This is a genomic window from Gilliamella bombicola, assembly GCF_900094945.1.
Taxonomy (GTDB): domain Bacteria; phylum Pseudomonadota; class Gammaproteobacteria; order Enterobacterales; family Orbaceae; genus Gilliamella; species Gilliamella bombicola.
The window spans coordinates 223,483-245,137 of sequence record NZ_FMAQ01000003.1; the positions used below are offsets into that span (position 1 = coordinate 223,483).

Consider the following 21,655-nt stretch of genomic DNA (forward strand, 5'->3'; position numbering starts at 1 on the left):
AAAGCACGCAACAAAAACAGAAAAAAATCAAATTATGTTTTTTTAAACAATTCACAGAAACAAAAAAATAAAAAGGATTTCATTAATTTTCTATATTATGGATGTGTACAAAATTATTTAAAAATACACTATAATCAATCAACTTGTGCAAGAAATAATGAGTCAAAGATGAATGCAATTAAAAATAATAATGTTAAAACTTTCAAAGATAGATTACATAGCTCAATGCAAGGTTTATCTGTTTCTGCTTTCGCTAAAAAATGTGATATGTCAGAAACAGTAATCCGAGATTATTTATCGGGAAAAACATACCCATCACTGACGCGCTTAGAAGTTATTGCTGAAAAATGTAATGTTTCTTTTAATTGGCTTGCTACGGGACATAGACTAGAATTTGTAGACTCCAAAAATGATGAAGATGTTTACAATGAAAATATTTATCGTATTCCTGTTTATAAAAAACAGCTACCAACAAAAGAAGAGGCACAAAAAGAACGTTTTGTTAGAGAAACCCCTCCGGTAATGAATTATCCTATTATTGAAGGTTGGGTTAAACACCGTGGTTTAGATGCTAAAAAATTAATTATATATTGGGCCAAAGGTGATTTAATGTCACCAGAAATAAAAAATAATAACGGTCTAATCCTTAACACTGAAGTGAGTGATATCGTTGATGGAGCAATCTATTTAATTGAATATGAAGATATTACTTTCTTAAGAAAAGTACGTTTAACTCTCGATGGGTGGCTGTTAATTTGTAACAATAGCCAACACCCTACAATTGAAGTACCAAAAGCAGACTTTCATAAATATCATATTGTTGGACGTGTTGTACTTATCATTAAAGATATTTATTAATGTCTTTAATCGCTATATATTAACTTTCGAGATATAATAAAAAACGAGGGAATATTAAACATTTTATTCCCTACTAATTTCTTTGATGTTTATAACTTAAATAATAACAGCTAGATAGTTAATTTATGTTTGTTAAATTTCATGGAGCATATTAGTGCAAAATTAATTTATAGTTATTTGCATTACCCCCTTTTTTCTATATTATTTATAATATTATCAATAAATAATCTTATTATTAATTAGGCCTAACATGTATCGATTTTTTGAAAAATTGGTGTCATCTTATCCGACAGATGAACCTCGTCCTATGGCTAAAAATTTTTTTAGTTTCATATGGCAATCAACTGAAGGAACTCGTTTATTTTTACTACTATTAATTATTTTTAGCGCGTTAGGTGGAGCTTTTGAAGCCTTTTTATACGCAGCCCTCGGTAAAGTTATTGATTGGCTTGCGATTGTTGAACCTAGCAAATTTTGGCAACAAGAAAAAACAACATTAATACTATTAACCTTAATCATCCTATCCAGTACAATTATTATTGGACTACAAACTATTATTAAACATCAGTGCCTAGCAGGAAATTTTCCAATGCGAATGCGCTGGAATCTACATAGGTTAGTACTTAACCAAAGTATGCGCTTTTTTCAAGATGAATTTGCTGGAAGAATATCAGCAAAAGTCATGCAAACAGCACTAGCGGTTCGCGATACGTGTTTCTTAGTAGCGGATATTTTCATCTATGTCCTAATCTCGTTTATTACTATGGCAACAATCATCGGCCAATTAGATATTTGGTTATTAATGCCATTTATGTGTTGGTGTCTGATTTATGGCATTACTATGTATTATTTTATTCCCCGATTAAGTAAAGTCGCTAGTATGCAGGCTAATGCTCGCTCTACGATGACAGGACGAGTGACTGATGCCTATACCAACATTATGACCGTAAAACTATTTTCTCATGCAGGCAATGAGGCAAAATATGCGCAAGAATCAATGGATGAGTTTTTAGTTACTGTAAACAAACAGATGCGCCTAGTCAGTAGTTTTGAAATTGTTAATCATTTATTGTCTATTTTGTTAGTACTAAGCACAACAGGCGTTGCATTGTGGTTATGGATAAATCAGTTCATTGGTGTTGGTGCAATTGCGACAACAACGGCTGTTGCACTTCGTTTAAATGGTTTTTCACACTGGATCATGTGGGAAATGGCTGCCCTATTTGAAAATATTGGGGTTGTTAAAGATGGTATTAATACTTTTTCAGCAACTAAAACAGTTGTTGATCAACCCAATGCAACATCACTTAATGTTACTCAAGGAAAAATTGAATTTAAACACATTTATTTTTCCTATGATAAAAAACAGAGTCATTCAGTCATTGAAAATTTAGATTTAACAATTAAATCTGGTGAAAAAATAGGATTAGTTGGTCGTTCAGGAGCAGGTAAATCAACACTTATCAATTTATTACTTCGCTTTTACGATTTACAAAGTGGCAAAATTGTTATTGATGGACAAGATATTACGACTGTTAGCCAAGAAAGCCTACGAGCTCAAATTGGTATGGTGACACAAGATACCTCATTATTGCATCGAACAGTGCGAGAAAACTTACTCTATGGTAACAATTACGCAACCGACGAGCAAATGATTGAAGCCGCCCAAAAAGCACATGCTGATAACTTTATTCAAACACTAATTGATGCAAAAGGTAGAACTGGGTATGACGCATTTGTTGGTGAGCGAGGCATAAAATTATCTGGCGGGCAAAGACAACGTATTGCAATTGCTCGCGTTATCCTAAAAAATGCTCCTATTTTATTATTAGATGAAGCAACAAGTGCGCTGGATTCTGAAATTGAACAAGCAATCCAAGAAAGCTTATACTCTTTAATGGAAGGTAAAACCGTCATTGCCATTGCTCACCGGCTATCAACCATTGCAGCAATGGATAGATTAGTCGTACTAGATCAAGGAAAAATCATTGAGCAAGGAACACACCAAGAGTTACTTATGAAAAATGGATTATATGCACAACTTTGGAAACATCAAAGCGGCGGATTCTTAGCAGCTAATATCTAATTTTATGCTTTACTAGTAAATAATTTTTAGGACACATATTCATTTTAGATAAAACTTATGTGTCCTTCTTACGGAATTATTAGTTAATAAAATTTTTATAAAACTCCGATTCAAAACGCATAATGGCACTGTTTTGGGGTTCGCTTTGACTATCGGCGTGATAACCTGATAGTAACTGCACGAAAGCCACATATTTACCATCAGATTTTTGGATAAATCCAGCTAAATTATAGCATCCTTGAATATAACCAGTTTTAGCTCGTATTGTCTCTTTAAAAGGCGCTTGATTAAAACTCTTACGATTTTGCAACGTACCATCAACCCCGGCAATTGGTAACATTTCAATAATCCTTAATTGCGTATTATGGGCAGCAATGTATTGCAAAATTTCCATTAATTTATCAGCACTTACCAAGTTTAATCTAGATAACCCAGAACCATCAACAATAACTAAGTTCTCAAGATTAATACCTGCTTTTTTGAGTAAAATTTGCTTAACAGCATCACCACCATTACGCCATGTACCTTGAACGTTATAATAATGAGCACCTAACGTTCTAAAAATGGCATCTGCATATAAATTATTTGATTTTTTAAGCATTACCGTTAACAGCTCAGAAAGCAGTTCTGATTGGCTAGATGCTAATAAAGTCAACTGAGTATTAGCTCTTTGATTATGTTCTAAAAGTGAACCTGTATACGTTATTTTTTGCTGTTTAAGCTCATTTTTTAAAATAGTAGAAAAATACTCCACCCCATTAATTACCGCAAATTTTAACGCTGTTTTATCTGAGCTTGCAGCAATGCATCCCGACAGATGGTAACGATTTTTATCTGAATAGGTAACATCTAACTCACAATACTTATCATTAATATCTTTACTATTTTTAGCTATGGTTTTCACATTTCCCGTCACCTGGACAGGAATGTTAGACGACGTAGATATCGTAGCTTGACCCCCGATTTTACCTGGTATCACTGATGCATAGAAACAATTATCATCAATAATCGCTGCCGATGGCGGAGCACTGTAACAAGCTGTTAAATTATTCCACGACCACCCCTCAGCTTTATCATGACTGGTAAATATTGAAGTATCTAAAATCACATTTCCTGCAATTTTTTCAATACCTTTTTTACGCAGTTCAATAATCATATTTTTTAATTTTTCTCGGGTAAATGTTGGATCTCCGCTTAATTGAATAATAAGATCACCATTTAACTGTTTATTACTTATTGAACCATTGGTTTGCATACGAGTTATAAATCGGAAATCACGCCCTAATTCAAGCTCTGCGGCTAAGGCTGTTATCACCTTTTGAGTACTTGCAGGCTGTTTGAACTGATCACTTTTATATTTTGCTAAAGTCTTAGGTTTACTTTCTACAGATTGAACCAAAATAGATAAATCGCTTCCCTTAGGCAAAGAAGATATATAGGGCTCTACCGAGAGTGCATACAAGAATCCTGTAAAAAAAGGAAGAAGAAATAAAATAATTATTTTAAATTTTGTCATGAATTTTAGCTCAAAATTGTATTAACTAAAAACAGTTAAATGTAAGTTGCAAATATAACTTTTTTTGATTTAGCTAGCAATATATACTCAACCGCTTTTATAATTATTATTTATTGAATAATTCAATATAACCAAAACACAAAATTCACTCCATATAGCTATTAATATTAGGTAATATAATTATGATTCAAGATTCATTAGGCTTTCCAATAGAAACTATATTAGTATTTAGTGGGCTAGCCTTGGCCGCAATTATTATTGATTTATATGCTCACCATAACGATAAACAAATTAGTTTAAGCAATGCCATTGTTTGGTCACTATTTTGGATAATCATTGCATTGGTGTTTGCACTATATTTGTACCTTCATCATGGCAGTGCTATAGCCAGCTTATTTATTACAGGTTATGTCCTTGAAAAAGCATTATCAGTTGATAATTTGTTTGTGATTATGGCTATTTTTTCGTGGTTTGCAGTACCAAATAACTATCGTCATCGCTTACTTTATTGGGGAGTTATTGGTGCTATTATATTTCGCGCCATATTTGTCGTAATTGGTACAGGTTTGTTATATTTGGGTCCTTGGATGGAATTTGTATTTTCAATCTTAGTTGCTTGCACAGGAATTATGATGTTGAAAAATCAAGACAATGACCAAGATATCAAAGATTACTCAAATCACTTTGCGTTTCGTATAGCCAAACGTATTTTTCCATCTTATCCCAAAATTGTCGGCCACCACTTTTTATTATCTCAAAAACAACTTGATACAGAGCTTACAAAACCTGAAAACAAAAATTTATTTGATACAATACCTAAAAGTAATTTTTATGCTACACCATTGTTTTTATGTATTATTGTAATCGAACTAAGTGATGTTATGTTTGCCTTTGATTCAGTTCCTGCAGTAATCGCTGTCAGCCAAGAACCATTAATCGTCTATAGTGCTATGATCTTTGCTATTTTAGGTCTTAGAACTATGTACTTTATTTTACAAGCCATGAAACAGTATTTAGTTCACCTTGGTAAAGCGGTTATCTGCTTACTCTTTTTTATTGCCGGAAAATTAGCTTTAAATGCAAGCAACCATTTATTTGGATATGGTATTGATATCTATCCAAGCACAAGTCTTTATATCGTTTTAGGCATACTAGCTTTGGGTATTATTGCCAGTATTATATGGCCAGAAAAGAATAAAGCTCAATAATAGCAATAACAATATTGGCAGGGTCCCTGCCATTTTAAGTTTAGATTTATTATCGTTTTAACGAGCGAATAAAATAGCTCACACCTAAAATAACAAACCAAATAGGTGTTGCCAGTAATGCTTGGCGGGTATCTGCCTCGAAAGTAAGTAACACAATCACGAAAGCAAAAAACACTAAACAGACAACACACATCAAAATACCACCAGGCATTTTAAATTGGGATTGTTCATGCAAGTTTACTTTTTTACAACGATAAGCAATATAAGAAATAAGAATCATCGACCAAATAAACATAAATAAAATAGCCGAAATTGTAGTTACTATAGTAAAAGCTTCCATAACATTAGGCACTAAGTAAATCAAAACTACACCACCAAATAAACAAGCACACGAAAATACTAAACCATTAGCCGGCACTGAACGACTTGATAATTTTCCAAAAGGCTCTGGCGCATCTTGTTTTTTAGCAAGTCCAAATAGCATTCTGCTTGTTGAGTAAATACCGCTATTAGCGGAAGATGCAGCTGATGTAAGTACTACGAAATTAATAATACTTGCAGCCGCTGGTAAACCAATTAAAGTAAATAATTCAACGAACGGGCTTTTATTTGGGGAAATTAACGTCCAAGGTGTGACACTCATAATAATGATTAAAGCAAAAACATAGAAAAAGATAATACGTGCTGGCACAGAGTTAATAGCACGAGGCAAATTTTTGTTCGGATCGACTGTTTCCGCTGCAGTTGTGCCAACTAATTCAATTCCCACAAAAGCAAAAATAGCAATTTGAAATCCAGCAAAAAAGCCCATAGTACCATGAGGAAAAAATCCTCCGTACTCCCATAGATTCGAAAATGCTGCTGTAGTATCTGTTTGTTCGGAATGGAAAGCGGTTATAATAAGTATTAGCCCAATACCAATCAGTGCTAAAATTGCAACAATCTTAATCATTGAAAACCAAAACTCTGTCTCACCAAACATTTTTACGGTTAATAAATTTAAAGTTAATAGCAAGACAACAGTCAATAACATTGGTATCCAAGATTGCAATTCAGGAAACCAATGTTGCGCATATCCAGCAATTGCAATAACATCCGCAATTCCTGTAACCACCCAGCAAAACCAATAAGTCCAACCAGTAAAAAATCCAGCCCAAGGACCTAAAAGGTCATTGGCAAAATCACTAAAAGACTTGTACTTCAAATTAGAAAGAAGGATTTCACCCATCGCACGCATAACAAAAAAAAGGATAAAACCAATAATCATATACACAAAAATAATAGAAGGTCCAGCAAGGCTAATTGTCTTTCCTGAGCCCATAAATAAGCCAGTACCAATTGCACCACTAATTGCAATTAATTGAATATGACGGTTAGAAAGGTTACGTTTTAGATCATGCTTTGAGGATGTAATGCTCATCGCTATTATTTCCTTTTTTTTTCACAATTTCTCGATTTTCTAAGAGTATAGGACTATAAAGTCTATAAAATAAAATCGCAAGCTGAATCTTTATGAAAACTTTTTATAGATTCGTAATAATTATCTGTAGTTTCTTATAATAGAATCTTGTAGCATAGCATTCTATGTTTGAGAACTTATTATAATTAATGACTAAGATGAAAGAAAACAACCATTACTATCGTTTTTATGCTTTATGCTTTTTTATTATGTTATCACTATTGAGCGGTTGTCAAAGCAATAAAAATGAAGGAAAGGAATATAGAGATGGAAAATTACCATTACCTCTCAATATCAGCCATCCACAACTGTCCGCCCCTATTAACATTTCTGACTATATTATCCAAGTTTCAAAAATTAAAGAAATATCACCATCTTTATATCAAAAAAATGAGCATATATATAAAGCTATCGATGCTTGGATTAACCGCTCATTAAGCACCAGTGAATTTAAAAAAGTCGGATTAAATAGCTATGAAATGGCTGGGCAAGACGGCTATGGTAACGTACATTTAACGGGTTATTACACTCCTGTGATTAAAGCAAGACATACCCCTACTGCAGAATTCAAATACCCAATTTATAAAATGCCCCCCAAAACAATAAAAGGAAGATTGCCAAGCCGTGAACAAATTTATAATGGAGCATTGTCAGGGAAAGGGCTTGAAATCGCTTATAGTAACTCTTTAATGGATAACTTCATCATGGAAGTGCAAGGCAGTGCCTATATTGATTTCGAAGATGGTTCCCCTTTAGTCTTCTTCTGCTATGGTGGTAAAAATGGTCATGGCTATTCAAGCATTGGAAGATTACTAGTAGAACAAGGTGAAATCGAAAAAGAAAAAATGTCGATACAAGCTATCAAAGATTGGGCTAAAAATAAAAGTGAAAAAAAACTGAAAGAACTATTAATTCAAAACCGCTCATTTATTTTTTTTAAACCACAACACAATGCTGAAGTAAAAGGGGCTGCTGCAGTACCTTTAGTTGCTAATGCATCTATCGCCTCTGATAAATCACTAATACCAATTGGTTCGGTGGTATTAGTTGATGTACCCCTCCTTGATAACGATGGCCAATATCGCGGTAGAAGAGAGACTCGTTTAATGGTTGCACTTGATGTAGGTGGCGCAATTAAAGGACACCATTTTGACCTTTATTTAGGTATTGGGGATAAAGCGGGTAAATTAGCTGGGTATTATAACCACTATGGCCGTGCATGGGTGATCAAACCTTAAACGACTAGCATCGACGCCATTAGAAGAACCTGTTAAAATAACACAATACGAGTTGAATTAAGGATCACCCATGAGATTATGCGACCGAGATATTGAAGCGTACTTACAAAATGGTAAATTAAAAATAACTCCACAACCGGCAGCTAGCTGTATTAATGGTGCAACCGTTGATGTTAGATTAGGTAACCAATTTCGAACTTTTCGAGAACATACTACACCTTATATAGATTTAAGTGGACCTAAAGAAGAAGTATCTGCAGTACTAGAACGTGTGATGAGTGAAGAAATGGTATTACCCGAAGGTGATGCCTTTTACTTACATCCAGGTGAATTAGCATTAGCGGTAACATTAGAATCAGTCACTATTCCTGACGATTTGGTTGGTTGGTTAGATGGACGTTCATCGCTTGCTAGGTTAGGACTTATGGTTCACGTTACAGCCCATCGAATCGACCCTGGTTGGCAAGGACAAATTGTATTAGAATTTTACAATTCAGGAAAAATTCCATTAGCACTTAGACCAGGAATGACCATCGGCGCACTCAGTTTTGAAACACTAACAGGACCAGCTTCAAGACCATATAACCGAAGACAAGATGCTAAATATAAAGACCAACATGGTGCTGTCGCCAGTCGTATTGATAAAGACTAAACGGTTTATAACCTTAAAAAAGGAATATTAATATGATCAAAAAAATATTGGTTACTTTACTTATTTTAATTTTAGTTATCACAATTAGTATTGTTTCTCTTATTGTTTTTGTCGATCCTAACAATTTTCGTGGATTTATTTCTAATACGGTAAAAGATAAAACAGGTTATGAATTATCTATCGATGGTAATTTGCGCTGGCACATATGGCCACAAGTAAGTATTTTAACTGACTCAGTAAAACTATCCGATAATGGCTCCCAAAAACCCATTTTAACTGCAGATAATATGAGATTAGATGTTGAATTACTGCCTCTTTTTTCAAAAAAATTATCAGTTAAAAATGTATTTATAAAATCAGCAATCATCAACATTACCGATGAAAGTAAAGGTAATATTGCAAAAAACAAAGTTGAAAAACCCTCGAATACTATCACTAATGGGCCTACTGATTTAAAAGATCAAAAAAGTTCATCTAATTGGGAATTTAACCTAAATAAATTTGAAATTGCTGATAGCACTGTAGTATTGCAACATAATGATGATCTTATTAACTTTAGAAATATTAATTTAGTAATAGAACAAAACAAAGATAAAAACATCTCCATCAATCTAAAAGGAAATATAGATAAAAATCAGCAAGATATATATTATATAGCTAACGCTTCTGTTGATTTAAATCAATTTCCAGAACAAACTACAATCGACTTAAAAAAGTTAGATTTTACCTATAAAGGCATTACTAATTCAGCAAAAGAGTTAAAAGGTAGTATTAATGGTGTATTTAACTACCAACAGACTCCAATGTTATTAAACAGCCAAAATTTATCTTTTTCAATTAATGAAAATCATGTTACTGGTACTATCAATGCCGATTTATCTAATAAACCGTATATCGATTTGCAGTTAAATTCGGATAAAATCGATCTCTCTTCGATTTTGGAAATAGATGAAAAATCGAATGAAAAGATAGCTAACCAACAAACATCACCCGTGGTATCAAATATCACAAAAACCACTAATGAATTAAGCTTTCTAAATACTTTTAATGCTAAAGCTAAGTTAAATATCAAACAGTTCAATGCCAACAAAATAATATTAAACAAAATTGACGTTGATATTACAAATAATGACGGTATTGCAATATTTAAAAATATTAGTTTAGATTTTGCTAACGGTCATATAGATGCAACTGGTGTAGCAAATGGTAAACAAAAAAATACGCTAATCAAGCTTAATTCTAAGATAACAAATATTAATTTAAACACATTTTTTAATCAAATAAATACCGAAAATGATCTAGATGGTTTATTTAACGCTACTGGAGATTTAGAAAGTAACAGTTTATCGGGTTCCAAACTGTTAGCCAACTTACAAGGAAATCTAGATATTGTTGTGACCAATGCAAAACTCAAAAATATGAATATTCAAAGTATTATCCAAAATGCAGCAGCACAATATTCAAAAGATGTCATAACACCTGAAAATCAAGAAAAATATACGCAATTTCATAAAATTTCTACCAATGCCTATTTGAAACAAGGTAACTTGGAATTTTCTACACTAAGTGCGAGTTCTGAAACACTTGATGTCATTAATGGCTCAGGAAGGGTTGGAATATTAAATCGAGATTTGGATATTAATTTGAATTTAAAAATGTTTGGCGGTTGGAACGGCAAAAGCGAAACAATTGGAAAACTGCAAAAGTTGACAATACCATTACGTATTTATGGGCAATTTGCTAATCTTCGTTACCAAATAGATATGGGTAAATTAATCACAGATATACTAAGCGATAAATTACAAGAGCGATTAGACAAACTTCGTGATAAATTAGAAAATCGTGATGCTAAAGATCACTCAAAATCTAAATCCAAAGCCATTGATATATTAGATGGATTGCTCAAAAAGTAATAATAAAAAACTCAAATTGCTTACTAATCAAAAGCTCGCTTTTAGCGAGTTTTTGATTCAACTCAACTATTAAATAAAAAAACAATCAAAAGCATTTTGTCCGTAAAATTACAAATCCATTAATTTTAAATTTATTTGTGAACTAGTAACTCTGTTTTTATAGCCTTAATAAGTTTTTTTAACATAAAATCTAGCAAACAAGCTCAACACTATGTTAGTAAATTGCTTTTAGGTATTTTTAATACACAAAAACTAAACTGTTCCCAAAAAGCTCAAAAGCTCTAACCCCTGCCGAATCAAACTCAATAATTACCTATAGCTAATAAAAAACGGTTTTATTCCCAACCAAAATCAGTCAGAAAAGGTATTGATTTTATTTAATTTTTTATTTATAGAAAAATTATTTATTATGCAACATTGAATAGGTACAATACAGATACACACATATCCTTGTGATCTGCTCATCTTCCATCCTTATATGGGTTTGATGCTAGATAGCTCCCGTTTGTCATTTGCTAATAACTAAGTAGATATCGATAGTATTGGATTTTCGTTAGTTGACTTGTAGTAACCCTACTCAAAATATAAAAAAACAATAATAAAGCTATTTTTATTTCTTTTTTAGGTTATCTTGTCCCAAAATTGTAAAATCCAAATAAAAAAATAAACCCCGAATTATCTCGGGGTTTATAGCAATTTAAGATGAGAAAAACTCACCTTTATATACCTAATATCTAAGCTATTTATAAAATAAACTTACTTAAATCTTCATCTGCAACAAGTTTATCTAAATGATCGCCAACATATTTAGCATCAATTGTGACAGTTTGTCCATCAAGTTCACTAGCCTCAAATGAAACTTCTTCCATCAAACGCTCTAATACAGTATGCAATCTACGAGCACCAATATTTTCATTTTGCTCATTCACTTGCCATGCTGATTCTGCAATCTTACGAATACCATCAGGAGTAAAATCTATATTAACGCCTTCCGTTGCCATTAGCGCTTTATACTGCACAGTAAGTGAAGCGTTCGGTTCAGTTAAAATACGTTCAAAATCTTCGCTAGTCAGTGCCTGTAATTCCACTCTAATTGGCAATCTACCTTGCAATTCAGGAATTAAATCAGATGGATTGGCAGTTTGAAAAGCACCTGATGCAATAAACAAGATGTGATCTGTTTTAACAGCCCCGTGTTTAGTCGACACAGTACAACCTTCAACCAATGGTAAAAGATCTCGTTGTACACCCTCACGTGAAACATCTGGACCTGAAGAGTTACCTCGTTTACAGACTTTATCTATCTCATCAATAAAAACAATTCCGTTTTGCTCAACCGCTTCAATCGCTTCATGCTTAAGTTCATCAGGATTAACCAATTTAGCAGCCTCTTCTTCGATAAGCTGTTTAAACGCATCTTTAATCTTCATTTTACGTGGTTTAGTTTTTTGTCCACCTAAATTTTGAAACATTGATTGTAATTGGTTTGTCATCTCTTCCATACCTGGAGGAGCCATAATTTCAACACCGATATTCACACCAGCTAACTCAATTTCTATCTCTTTATCGTCAAGAGAACCTTCACGTAATTTTTTACGAAAAGCTTGCCTTGCTGTTGAATTATGATTATCTTCAACTTGTCCCCAACCATCTTTAGCTGGTGGCACAAGCACATCTAAAATACGATCTTCAGCAAGTTCTTCCGCTCGATTACGATTTCGCTCCATTGCTTCCTGACGGATCATTTTTACCGCTGAGTCGGTTAAGTCACGAATAATTGAATCTACTTCTTTTCCCACATAACCAACTTCAGTAAATTTAGTCGCTTCTACTTTAATAAATGGCGCACGAGCCAATTTTGCTAAGCGTCTTGCTATTTCAGTTTTACCCACACCAGTTGGACCAATCATCAGTATATTTTTAGGCGTAACTTCATGACGCAATGTTTCATCTAGCTGCATCCGACGCCAGCGATTACGCAATGCTATAGCTACAGAACGTTTAGCTTTATCTTGTCCTATGATGTGTTGGTTTAATTCGCTTACAATCTCACGAGGAGTCATTTCAGACATAGTTAAATTTCTCTTAAATCAGATTAATAATTAAGTTCTTCGATTGTTTGGAAATTATTAGTATAAACACAAATATCACCAGCAATCGATAATGATTTTTGCACAATATCATGTGCAGAAAGTGAGGTATTATCTAATAAAGCCCGAGCCGCTGCTTGCGCATAAGGACCACCAGAACCAATAGCAATTAAATCATCTTCTGGTTGAATAACATCACCAGTCCCTGTAATAATCAGTGATGCACTTTCGTCAGCAACAGCAAGTAACGCTTCTAGTTTACGTAGCATTCTATCAGTTCGCCAATCTTTAGCTAGTTCAACAGCAGCTTTGGTTAAATGTCCTTGGTGCATTTCTAATTTTCGCTCAAATAGCTCAAATAGAGTAAAAGCATCAGCAGTACCACCGGCAAAACCTGCAATCACTTTGTTATTATATAAACGACGAACTTTACGAGCATTACCTTTCATAATAATACGTTCGCCTAACGTGACTTGGCCATCACCACCGATAACGACTTGCCCCTCACGACGGACACTGACAATTGTTGTCATGTTCTGCTCCTTCTTTTACTTAAAAACTTGATTCAGAATGAATAGAGGATATATTGGGATGATTAATGTAATTTCAACATTTACATTTACAGATATAGGTAATTTATTGTAAAAATTTTTTAGAAAACATCGTATTTACGTATAAAAATCATTTCGGTTGAAAGTCAATTGTCATCGTTTTTACTTGATTGTAAAACGAACTTGCAGGCTTTGGAATTACTGCTTGCTTAGTCGCTGCAAGTGCCTCTCGACATAATGCGTCATCACCACCTTTTGCACTAACGCTAAGTAATAAGCCATCCGGCGCTATTTGAATTTCTAATATACAATTTCGACCACTATATAACTTATTAGGATTAATAAATTTATTGCTGATAGCATTTTGAACTAAAGATTTATATTTATCGAGTTCTCCATCTGAAACACCTTTACGGCTGGCTGCACCACCTGATGGACTGGGTGTGCCTGATGTTAGCCCACCTAACAAATTATCAAGCTCTTTATCTTTTTTTGCTTGTGCTGCTTTTTTTGCTTTTTCGGCTGCAGCTTTTTCAGCTGCAGCTTTATCCGCCGCAGCCTTTTCTGCAGCGGCTTTTTCAGCGGCTTGCTTTTTTGCTTGTTCTTCCTTTTGCTTAGCTAGTTCTGCTTGTTTACGTTCATTTTCAGCTCGTTGCTTTTCAAGAAGTTCTTGTTCAGCTTTTGCTTTAGCTTCATGTTCGGCTTTTTGTTTCGCTAATTCTTCTTGTTTTCGCTGATTTTCTTCACGCTGTTTTTCTAATAATTCTCGTTCTGCTTTTAATTTAGCTTCTTGCTCTGCTTTTTGTTTTGCTAACTCAACTTGCTGTTGCTCTAAACGCTGTTTTTCCGCTTGCCTTTGCTGTTCTTCTAACTGCTCTTTCGCTTTGCGATCAGCTTCTTCTTTTTGTCTTGCAACCCTTGCAGCCTCCGCAGCTTCTGCTTCTTTCTTTTGTAGTTCTTCTACTCTTAGGCGCTCTCTTTCTAACTCTTTAAGCCTCTGTTGCTGAGCTAGCTGTTGCTCTTGTAACTCACGAGCCTGATTATCTATTTGTTGCTGTCTTTGTTGTTCAGCTTGTTTTTGACTAACTTGCGTTTTTAGTTGTCTTTGATACTGTTCGGTCATCACGGAAGGATCAACCATAATAGCGTCTATAGAATTCCCATTAACGCTACCATAGTTAGCATCATTATCATGCAGAGCCCGATACCCCAAAATGATGATTAAAATCACATGTAATATAATGGATATTATAATTGCTATACTTAATTTTGAATTTGGCTTATAAGACATTGCTGACATCTTGCTATATTATTTTATTTAAATTGGTTGAGTCATTAATCCTACAGACTTAACGCCCGCAGATTGTAGTAAATTCAAGGCTTTTATAATTTCTTCATAGGGCACATTTTTAGCCCCACCGACTAAAAAAACAGCTTTGTCATTAAATGACATTTGTTGCTTCACTTCTGCGACAATCTGCTCTTGTGGTAAGTTAGATTGACGATCCTGATCAATAATTAGTGCATATATCCCCACACCAGATACTTCAATAATAATTGGTTTATTTTCTGAAGACGAAACCGTTTTTGACTCCGACGCCTCTGGCAGGTCAACTTCAACACTTTGGCTAATAATTGGCGCTGTTGCCATAAAAATAAGCACTAATACTAATAGTACATCCAGTAGAGGGACTATATTGATTTCAGATTTAGTTGAATAACGTGAACGCCTATTTCTGCTCATAATTACTTCCTAACAGCAACAGCTTGACGTTGTAGAATTGCAGAAAATTCATCAATAAAGTTAAGGTAACTTTGTTCTATTCGGCTTACCCCCAATGACAAGCGATTATATGCAAGTACCGCAGGAATAGCAGCAAATAAACCAATTGCAGTTGCGATTAACGCCTCAGCAATCCCTGGTGCGACCATTTGTAACGTTGCTTGTTTAACAGCACCTAACGAAATAAATGCATGCATAATTCCCCAAACAGTACCGAACAAACCGATATATGGACTTATAGAACCTACCGTCCCTAAAAAAGGAATATGTAATTCTAGAATATCTAGCTCACGATTCATTGCTAAGCGCATAGAGCGCGATGCACCATCTAAAGCCGATTCAGCCATATTTGGGTTAATTTGATATAGCCGTGAAAACTCTTTAAAACCTGAATAAAAAATATGCTCTGTACCGCCAATTTCTTCTTTATGAAATTTTGCTTTATCAAACAAAACATTTAAATCGTCGGCAGCCCAAAAACTATTATCAAATTGCTCAATCTGTTTTTTAGCTTTACCTAAAATCATAGTTCGTTGAAATATAATAGCCCACGACATAACGGAAAAAGCAAGTAGCAACAACATAACGCTTTGTACTAACAAGCCAGCCTGCAAAAACAGAGCAATAATATTCAGATTTTCCACTTATATAAACTCCAAAACTAATAACTTGGGAAGCCCGCATGGCTTCATTTTAATAATATCAACACAAGCGATAAGAACACTTGCTGTACTAATAATTTGTTTATTTTGATTAAAAATAGTTTGCTTAAAAATAATAGACGCTTTACGAACTTGTTCAACCTCAGAACTGATAGTTAGCATATCATCTAAACGAGCTGGAAATTGGTAGCTAATATCCATCTTTTTTACAACAAAAGCAATACCTTCTTGTAATAATGTTTGTTGGCTAATACCAAGCTGCCTTAAAATTTCTGTCCTTGCTCGTTCATAAAAAGCAAGATACCTAGCATGGTAAACAACACCACCAGCATCCGTATCTTCATAATAAACTCTTGCATTCCAATTGAATTGTCTCATACCCGAATTATACTAATTAAATTTAGTGCTATTATATCTGAATATAAAATTCACTGCACTATGATATAAAAAACACAAATGAAAAAAATTATCATTTACATTTTATTCTTTACAACTCTATTTAACAATTAAAAAGGTGACGATTTGCCACCTTTTTATTATTTTTTAATTAGTATTATTTGTTATTAGATTCTTTTTCGCTACTATCGCGTTCAATCCATAAGCCAACTACAGCGGATAACATACATGCAGCCATAAGTCCTATAAACCATAAAACGTAATACATAAGTTTTCCTTAATAAAGTGAGTGTTTATTATTTTCGATATGATTTTTATCCAATCGCCCAAACATTTTGATATATGACCAAATAGTATACAAAAGAACTATAGGCAAAAAGATAAGAACAACAACAAACATAATATTAAGTGTTAATTGACTTGATGATGCATCCCATATTGTCAAACTTGCATTTGGCATAATGCTTGAAGGCATAATGAATGGGAAAGTTGCAATACCGTAGGTAAATAAAACACATGCAATTGTTAATACTGATGAAACAAACACTAATGCATTTTTATTTAAACTAGAAAAAAGAATAGTCAATAGCGGTAACAAAACACCTAAAGCAGGTACTATCCATAAAATAGGACAATTCATATAGTTAGTTAACCATGACGTATTAGTAGATACGGTTTTGCTTAGCGGATGAGATGACGCATTATAATCAATCACGCTAGTTACTTCATAGCCATGAATACCAAATACCACCCAAACACCTGCTAACACAAATGCAATTAACATGACTAAACTGGCAATTTGTGTAGCCTTTCTAGCTCTTAAATAAAGTTCACCTGATGTTTTCAGCTGTAACCATGCTCCACCATGAGCTACAAATAACATTAAGCTAACAACACCAGTCAACAATGCAAAAGGATTAAGCAAACCAAAGAAGTTACCATCATAAAACACACGATAAGAGTTATCAAATCTAAAAGGAACACCTTCTAATAAGTTACCAAAAGCGACCCCAAAAACCAATGCAGGCACAAAACTACCAGCAAAAATGCCAGCATCCCATAAATTACGCCATTTTGAATTTTCTAATTTACTACGATAATCAAAACCAATTGGTCTAAAAAACAGTGCACAAAGCACTAAAATCATAGCAATATAAAAGCCTGAAAATGACGCCGCATATGCCATAGGCCACGCAGCAAAGACTCCTGCACCAGCAGTGATCAACCAAACTTGGTTACCATCCCAATGAGGAGCAATTGCATTAATCATAATTCGACGTTCTGTATCTGTTTTACCGATAAAAGGTAATAAAATACCCACGCCCATATCAAAACCATCGGTGACAACGAAACCGATTAAAACAACACTAATTAGTACCCACCAGATGACGCGTACAATTTCATAATCAATCATTGTGTATACTCCCTATGCCCTATTCTGTTACCGGTTGTGTTTTTTCATAATGATAGTTGCCCGTACCTAAAGAACTAGGTCCTAAACGAGCAAACTTAAACATTAAGAATAATTCAGCAACTAAGAACAATGTATAAAGGCCACAAATAAGTACCATAGTGAATAGCACTTCACCTGCAGTTAATGATGAATTTGCTACTCCTGTCGGTAAAATATCCTGAATTGCCCAAGGTTGACGCCCATACTCGGCAACAAACCAACCAGATTCACATGCAAGCCAAGGGAATGGTAAAAACAAAACCAACAAACGATGTAACCAACGTTTCTCACCAATTTTATTTTTATAAGTAGTCCATAAAGCAAAACCTGTGCCCAAAATCATTAACACACCAAGGCCTACCATCACTCTGAAAGCCCAAAATAGTGGCCATACTGTAGGAATTGAGTCTTCAGTAGCAGCTTTAATATGCTCTTCTGTCGCTTGAGGAATCGTTAAATTATCACGATCGGTAAAACGTTTAACCAGATAACCATAACCTAAATCAGATTTATTATCCTCAAATGCTTTAAGGACGTCAGGATCTTGATTACCTTGTTGAATTTTTTCTAAATTTGTATAAGCCAAAATACCTTTACGAATTCTCGTTTCATTATTCGCTAATATATCTCTTAATCCAGTTACTTGCGTGTCCAATGAACGAGTGGTCATTATGCCCATTGCATAAGGAATTTCTATTGCAAATAAATTTTCTTTATTTTTTTGTGATGGAAAGGCAATAACATTGAATGACGCTGGTGCCGGTTGAGTTTCCCATTCAGCTTCAATGGCAGCAAGTTTGGCTGGTTGGACAGTTGTCATTTCATGCCCAGCTTCATCCCCCATTAGAGCAACAGCAATCGACATAATAAATCCAAATGTCGCGGCCACAGCAAAAGAGCGTTTTGCAAAGGCAACATCACGTTTCTTCAGCAAATAGTAAGAACTAATACTTAAAATAAAAATAGCACCTGTCAAATAACCTGCAGCAACGGTATGAACAAATTTATATTGAGCAACAGTGTTAGTAATCAGCTCAAAAAAGCTCGCCATTTCCATACGTGAATTAACTGGGTTAAATTCAGATCCCACAGGGAATTGCATCCAACCATTAGCAACTAAGATCCAAAGTGCCGAAAGGTTAGAACCAAATGCAACACACCAAGTCACAATTAAATGCTTACCACGGCTTAATCTATCCCAACCAAAAAAGAATAAACCTACCATGGTTGATTCTAAGAAGAATGCCATTAAACCTTCGATGGCTAACGGCGCACCAAAAATATCACCCACATAATGTGAATAATAAGACCAGTTAGTACCAAATTGAAATTCCATGGTTAAGCCAGTTGCGACACCTACTGCAAAGTTAATACCGAACAGTTTGCCCCAAAACTTTGTCATATCTTTCCAGACTTGCTTACCACTAACAACGTATACCGTTTCCATAATTGCTAGCATAAACGCTAAACCCAACGTTAATGGAACAAAAATAAAATGGTACATTGCAGTAAGTGCAAACTGGAGGCGTGAAAGTTCTACTATATCTAACATAAGCGCTCCCTAATCCTTAAATACTCACAAATTTTTATGTTATTGACGGCTATTATACACCGATAATGACAGAATAAAATTGATATATATCAAAAAAACTATATCTTAATTTGTTTTTTTACAGCATCCCCAATATCCGTAAGACTTTTTACAACCGTAATGCCCGCAGATTGCAATGCTTTAGATTTTTCTACTGCTGTACCTTTATTACCTGAAATAATCGCACCTGCATGCCCCATACGTTTTCCTGATGGTGCAGAAACACCAGCAATATATGCAATTACAGGTTTAGTTACGTGTTTTTTAATATATTCTGCAGCTTCTTCTTCAGCACTACCACCAATCTCGCCAATCATCACAATAACTTCGGTTTTAGGATCTTGCTCAAGTAAGGCTAAAATAGAGATAAAATCGCTACCTGGAATAGGATCACCGCCGATGCCAACACACACTGATTGTCCTAAGCCAATATCCGTTGTTTGTTTAACTGCTTCATAAGTTAGTGTTCCAGATCGAGAAACGATTCCCACCTTACCTGATCGATGAATATGACCCGGCATAATACCTATTTTACATTCATCTGGGACAATAATACCCGGACAGTTTGGTCCAATCATTACGACATCATTTAGCCTTAATTTTTCTTTAACAACTAACATATCTAAAGTTGGAATACCCTCAGTAATACAGACAATTAATTTAATACCTGCATCAATCGCTTCCAAAATAGAATCTTTACCAAATGCTGCTGGTACATAAATAACACTTGCTGTTGCACCGGTTGCTTCAACCGCTTCTTTAACAGTATTAAAAACAGGTAAACCTAAATGGACTGTTCCCCCTTTACCAGGTGTCACACCGCCAACTAATTTAGTACCATAAGCTAGCGCTTGTTGTGAGTGTAAAGTACCTTGACCACCCGTAAATCCTTGGCAAATGACTTTGGTTTCTTTATTGATTAAAATTGACATAATAACCCTTCTCCACACGCCTCTTCATTAGACAACAGCAACAATTTTTTGAGCCGCATCGATTAAACTTTCTGCAGTAATAACATTTAATTTGCTTTTAGCCAAAATTTCTTGCGCAAGCTTAGCATTATTACCTTCAAGACGAACAACAACAGGAACATTAAGACCTATTTCTTTAATTGCACTAATAACCCCGTCAGCAATTAAATCACAACGAACAATACCACCAAAAATATTAACCAAAATTGCTTTCACATTTGTGTCAGATAATATCAACTTAAATGCTTCAGCGACGCGCTCTTTCGTTGTGCCACCACCTACATCCAAAAAGTTTGCAGGTTCACCTCCATGTAATTTAATAATGTCCATAGTTGCCATTGCAAGACCTGCACCATTAACCATACAGCCAATATTGCCATCCAATGATACATAGCTAATACCTTGTTTTGCAGCTATTGATTCACGTTCATCTTCTTGAGTTGTATCTCTTAAAATGGTTAAGTTTGGGTGCCTAAATAGCGCGTTATCATCTAAAACAACTTTTGCATCTAAACAAATGAGTTCATCTGAATCGGTAATAACTAATGGATTAACCTCGGCTAATGAAACATCGTTTTCTAAAAATAGTTTTGCGAAATTAACAAATAGCTTTGTAAACTGATTCACTAATTTGCCTGTTAATCCTAACTTAAATGCAAGCTCACGACCTTGGAAAGCACAAGGTCCTGTTAAAGGATCGAGTGAAGTTTTGTGGATTAAGTGTGGTGATTTTTCGGCAACACTTTCTATATCAACGCCGCCTTCAGTTGAAGCCATGATCACAACACGTTTAGAACTACGATCAACCACCGCCCCTAAATAAAGTTCCTTATGAATATTAGACGCTTTTTCAATTAGAATTTTATTAACTAACTGACCTTTATCAGTTGTTTGATAAGTAACAAGATACTGCCCCAACCATTTTTCAGCAAATTGCTTTATTTCATTATAGCTTTGCGTGCAAATAACGCCGCCGGCTTTACCTCGTCCTCCTGCATGAACCTGACATTTAGCAACCCAAAGGCCTGAATCTGCCTGTGAAGATAATTCAGATAACGTATCTTGTACTTCATTAATTGAATTACAAACATACCCCTCAGGTACGGGCAAATTATATTGTTTAAAAAGATATTTAGATTGATATTCATGCAAGTTCATAAAGAAATTCCACAGCCTAAATTAATATAAAAACAGGTGATAATTCTAATGCAAGATAAATAAATTGTAT

General features: G+C 34.5%; 19 protein-coding genes. 6 read left to right on the forward strand and 13 right to left on the reverse strand.

What is annotated here, in order from left to right; translation table 11 throughout:
- Window positions 1-168 precede the first annotated feature (168 nt).
- Window positions 169-858, forward strand: coding sequence for a LexA family transcriptional regulator (locus GA0061081_RS04890; protein WP_091347633.1), 690 nt, complete (start codon window positions 169-171; stop codon window positions 856-858).
- Between the two features lie 250 nt (window positions 859-1,108).
- The gene (locus tag GA0061081_RS04895) at window positions 1,109-2,944 is read left to right on the forward strand and encodes an ABC transporter ATP-binding protein (protein WP_091347636.1); all 1,836 of its coding nucleotides are present in this window, start codon (window positions 1,109-1,111) and stop codon (window positions 2,942-2,944) included.
- 79 nt (window positions 2,945-3,023) lie between these two features.
- Here GA0061081_RS04895 and dacB read toward each other — a convergent pair whose 3' ends face one another.
- Complete coding sequence (dacB, locus tag GA0061081_RS04900; RefSeq protein ID WP_091347639.1) at window positions 3,024-4,460, reverse strand: serine-type D-Ala-D-Ala carboxypeptidase; 1,437 nt, start codon at window positions 4,458-4,460, stop codon at window positions 3,024-3,026.
- 182 nt (window positions 4,461-4,642) lie between these two features.
- Between dacB and GA0061081_RS04905 the strand changes: the two genes are divergently transcribed.
- The gene (locus GA0061081_RS04905; RefSeq protein WP_091347642.1) at window positions 4,643-5,668 is read left to right on the forward strand and encodes a TerC/Alx family metal homeostasis membrane protein; all 1,026 of its coding nucleotides are present in this window, start codon (window positions 4,643-4,645) and stop codon (window positions 5,666-5,668) included.
- Window positions 5,669-5,717: 49 nt separating this feature from the next.
- Here the strand turns inward: GA0061081_RS04905 and cycA are convergent, their stop codons facing one another.
- Window positions 5,718-7,088 carry a D-serine/D-alanine/glycine transporter gene (cycA, locus tag GA0061081_RS04910; RefSeq protein ID WP_091347645.1) on the reverse strand — a complete coding sequence of 457 codons (1,371 nt, stop codon included), beginning with the start codon at window positions 7,086-7,088 and terminating at the stop codon, window positions 5,718-5,720.
- Window positions 7,089-7,285: 197 nt separating this feature from the next.
- Here cycA and mltA point away from each other — a divergent pair, with 197 nt between their 5' ends.
- The 3 genes from mltA to asmA all read left to right on the forward strand — a co-directional run bounded on the left by mltA (window position 7,286) and on the right by asmA (window position 10,930).
- Complete coding sequence (gene mltA, locus GA0061081_RS04915; RefSeq protein WP_091347648.1) at window positions 7,286-8,365, forward strand: murein transglycosylase A; 1,080 nt, start codon at window positions 7,286-7,288, stop codon at window positions 8,363-8,365.
- A 70-nt stretch (window positions 8,366-8,435) separates the two neighbouring features.
- Window positions 8,436-9,017: a dCTP deaminase gene (dcd, locus tag GA0061081_RS04920; protein ID WP_091347650.1), complete on the forward strand. Its 582-nt coding sequence runs from the start codon at window positions 8,436-8,438 to the stop codon at window positions 9,015-9,017.
- Between the two features lie 32 nt (window positions 9,018-9,049).
- Entirely contained in the window at window positions 9,050-10,930 is a 1,881-nt protein-coding gene (gene asmA / locus GA0061081_RS04925; protein WP_091347653.1) for an outer membrane assembly protein AsmA, read from the forward strand.
- 743 nt (window positions 10,931-11,673) lie between these two features.
- Here asmA and hslU read toward each other — a convergent pair.
- The 11 genes from hslU to sucC form a co-directional block, all read right to left on the reverse strand.
- On the reverse strand, window positions 11,674-13,002 hold the full coding sequence (gene hslU, locus GA0061081_RS04930) for an ATP-dependent protease ATPase subunit HslU (protein WP_091347655.1): 1,329 nt from the start codon (window positions 13,000-13,002) through the stop codon (window positions 11,674-11,676).
- A 23-nt stretch (window positions 13,003-13,025) separates the two neighbouring features.
- Entirely contained in the window at window positions 13,026-13,553 is a 528-nt protein-coding gene (hslV, locus tag GA0061081_RS04935) for an ATP-dependent protease subunit HslV (RefSeq protein ID WP_025316169.1), read from the reverse strand.
- A gap of 148 nt (window positions 13,554-13,701) precedes the next feature.
- Window positions 13,702-14,862, reverse strand: a complete 1,161-nt coding sequence (gene tolA, locus GA0061081_RS04940) for a cell envelope integrity protein TolA (protein WP_091347659.1) — start codon at window positions 14,860-14,862, stop codon at window positions 13,702-13,704.
- A 27-nt stretch (window positions 14,863-14,889) separates the two neighbouring features.
- Window positions 14,890-15,315, reverse strand: coding sequence for a colicin uptake protein TolR (gene tolR, locus GA0061081_RS04945; RefSeq protein ID WP_091347663.1), 426 nt, complete (start codon window positions 15,313-15,315; stop codon window positions 14,890-14,892).
- A 2-nt stretch (window positions 15,316-15,317) separates the two neighbouring features.
- Window positions 15,318-15,998 carry a protein TolQ gene (gene tolQ, locus GA0061081_RS04950; protein WP_091347666.1) on the reverse strand — a complete coding sequence of 227 codons (681 nt, stop codon included), beginning with the start codon at window positions 15,996-15,998 and terminating at the stop codon, window positions 15,318-15,320.
- Window positions 15,999-16,394 carry a tol-pal system-associated acyl-CoA thioesterase gene (ybgC, locus tag GA0061081_RS04955; protein WP_091347670.1) on the reverse strand — a complete coding sequence of 132 codons (396 nt, stop codon included), beginning with the start codon at window positions 16,392-16,394 and terminating at the stop codon, window positions 15,999-16,001. It lies immediately after the preceding gene.
- Window positions 16,395-16,569: 175 nt separating this feature from the next.
- Window positions 16,570-16,680 carry a cytochrome bd oxidase small subunit, CydX/CbdX family gene (locus tag GA0061081_RS10980; RefSeq protein ID WP_141683340.1) on the reverse strand — a complete coding sequence of 37 codons (111 nt, stop codon included), beginning with the start codon at window positions 16,678-16,680 and terminating at the stop codon, window positions 16,570-16,572.
- Window positions 16,681-16,689: 9 nt separating this feature from the next.
- Window positions 16,690-17,826: a cytochrome d ubiquinol oxidase subunit II gene (gene cydB, locus GA0061081_RS04960; protein WP_091347673.1), complete on the reverse strand. Its 1,137-nt coding sequence runs from the start codon at window positions 17,824-17,826 to the stop codon at window positions 16,690-16,692.
- Between the two features lie 19 nt (window positions 17,827-17,845).
- Entirely contained in the window at window positions 17,846-19,417 is a 1,572-nt protein-coding gene (locus GA0061081_RS04965; RefSeq protein WP_091347676.1) for a cytochrome ubiquinol oxidase subunit I, read from the reverse strand.
- Window positions 19,418-19,515: 98 nt separating this feature from the next.
- The gene (gene sucD, locus GA0061081_RS04970; RefSeq protein ID WP_091347677.1) at window positions 19,516-20,388 is read right to left on the reverse strand and encodes a succinate--CoA ligase subunit alpha; all 873 of its coding nucleotides are present in this window, start codon (window positions 20,386-20,388) and stop codon (window positions 19,516-19,518) included.
- A gap of 27 nt (window positions 20,389-20,415) precedes the next feature.
- Window positions 20,416-21,585 carry an ADP-forming succinate--CoA ligase subunit beta gene (sucC, locus tag GA0061081_RS04975; RefSeq protein ID WP_091347680.1) on the reverse strand — a complete coding sequence of 390 codons (1,170 nt, stop codon included), beginning with the start codon at window positions 21,583-21,585 and terminating at the stop codon, window positions 20,416-20,418.
- Window positions 21,586-21,655 lie beyond the last annotated feature (70 nt).

Excerpts from the sequence above, each read along its gene's own strand:
- GA0061081_RS04890 (WP_091347633.1), top strand. The coding sequence starts at position 169 with ATGAATGCAATTAAAAATAATAATGTTAAAACTTTCAAAGATAGATTA.
- GA0061081_RS04895 (WP_091347636.1), top strand. The coding sequence starts at position 1,109 with ATGTATCGATTTTTTGAAAAATTGGTGTCATCTTATCCGACAGATGAA.
- dacB (WP_091347639.1), bottom strand. The coding sequence starts at position 4,460 with ATGACAAAATTTAAAATAATTATTTTATTTCTTCTTCCTTTTTTTACA.
- GA0061081_RS04905 (WP_091347642.1), top strand. The coding sequence starts at position 4,643 with ATGATTCAAGATTCATTAGGCTTTCCAATAGAAACTATATTAGTATTT.
- cycA (WP_091347645.1), bottom strand. The coding sequence starts at position 7,088 with ATGAGCATTACATCCTCAAAGCATGATCTAAAACGTAACCTTTCTAAC.
- mltA (WP_091347648.1), top strand. The coding sequence starts at position 7,286 with ATGAAAGAAAACAACCATTACTATCGTTTTTATGCTTTATGCTTTTTT.
- dcd (WP_091347650.1), top strand. The coding sequence starts at position 8,436 with ATGAGATTATGCGACCGAGATATTGAAGCGTACTTACAAAATGGTAAA.
- asmA (WP_091347653.1), top strand. The coding sequence starts at position 9,050 with ATGATCAAAAAAATATTGGTTACTTTACTTATTTTAATTTTAGTTATC.
- hslU (WP_091347655.1), bottom strand. The coding sequence starts at position 13,002 with ATGTCTGAAATGACTCCTCGTGAGATTGTAAGCGAATTAAACCAACAC.
- hslV (WP_025316169.1), bottom strand. The coding sequence starts at position 13,553 with ATGACAACAATTGTCAGTGTCCGTCGTGAGGGGCAAGTCGTTATCGGT.
- tolA (WP_091347659.1), bottom strand. The coding sequence starts at position 14,862 with ATGTCTTATAAGCCAAATTCAAAATTAAGTATAGCAATTATAATATCC.
- tolR (WP_091347663.1), bottom strand. The coding sequence starts at position 15,315 with ATGAGCAGAAATAGGCGTTCACGTTATTCAACTAAATCTGAAATCAAT.
- ybgC (WP_091347670.1), bottom strand. The coding sequence starts at position 16,394 with ATGAGACAATTCAATTGGAATGCAAGAGTTTATTATGAAGATACGGAT.
- GA0061081_RS10980 (WP_141683340.1), bottom strand. The coding sequence starts at position 16,680 with ATGTATTACGTTTTATGGTTTATAGGACTTATGGCTGCATGTATGTTA.
- cydB (WP_091347673.1), bottom strand. The coding sequence starts at position 17,826 with ATGATTGATTATGAAATTGTACGCGTCATCTGGTGGGTACTAATTAGT.
- GA0061081_RS04965 (WP_091347676.1), bottom strand. The coding sequence starts at position 19,417 with ATGTTAGATATAGTAGAACTTTCACGCCTCCAGTTTGCACTTACTGCA.
- sucD (WP_091347677.1), bottom strand. The coding sequence starts at position 20,388 with ATGTCAATTTTAATCAATAAAGAAACCAAAGTCATTTGCCAAGGATTT.
- sucC (WP_091347680.1), bottom strand. The coding sequence starts at position 21,585 with ATGAACTTGCATGAATATCAATCTAAATATCTTTTTAAACAATATAAT.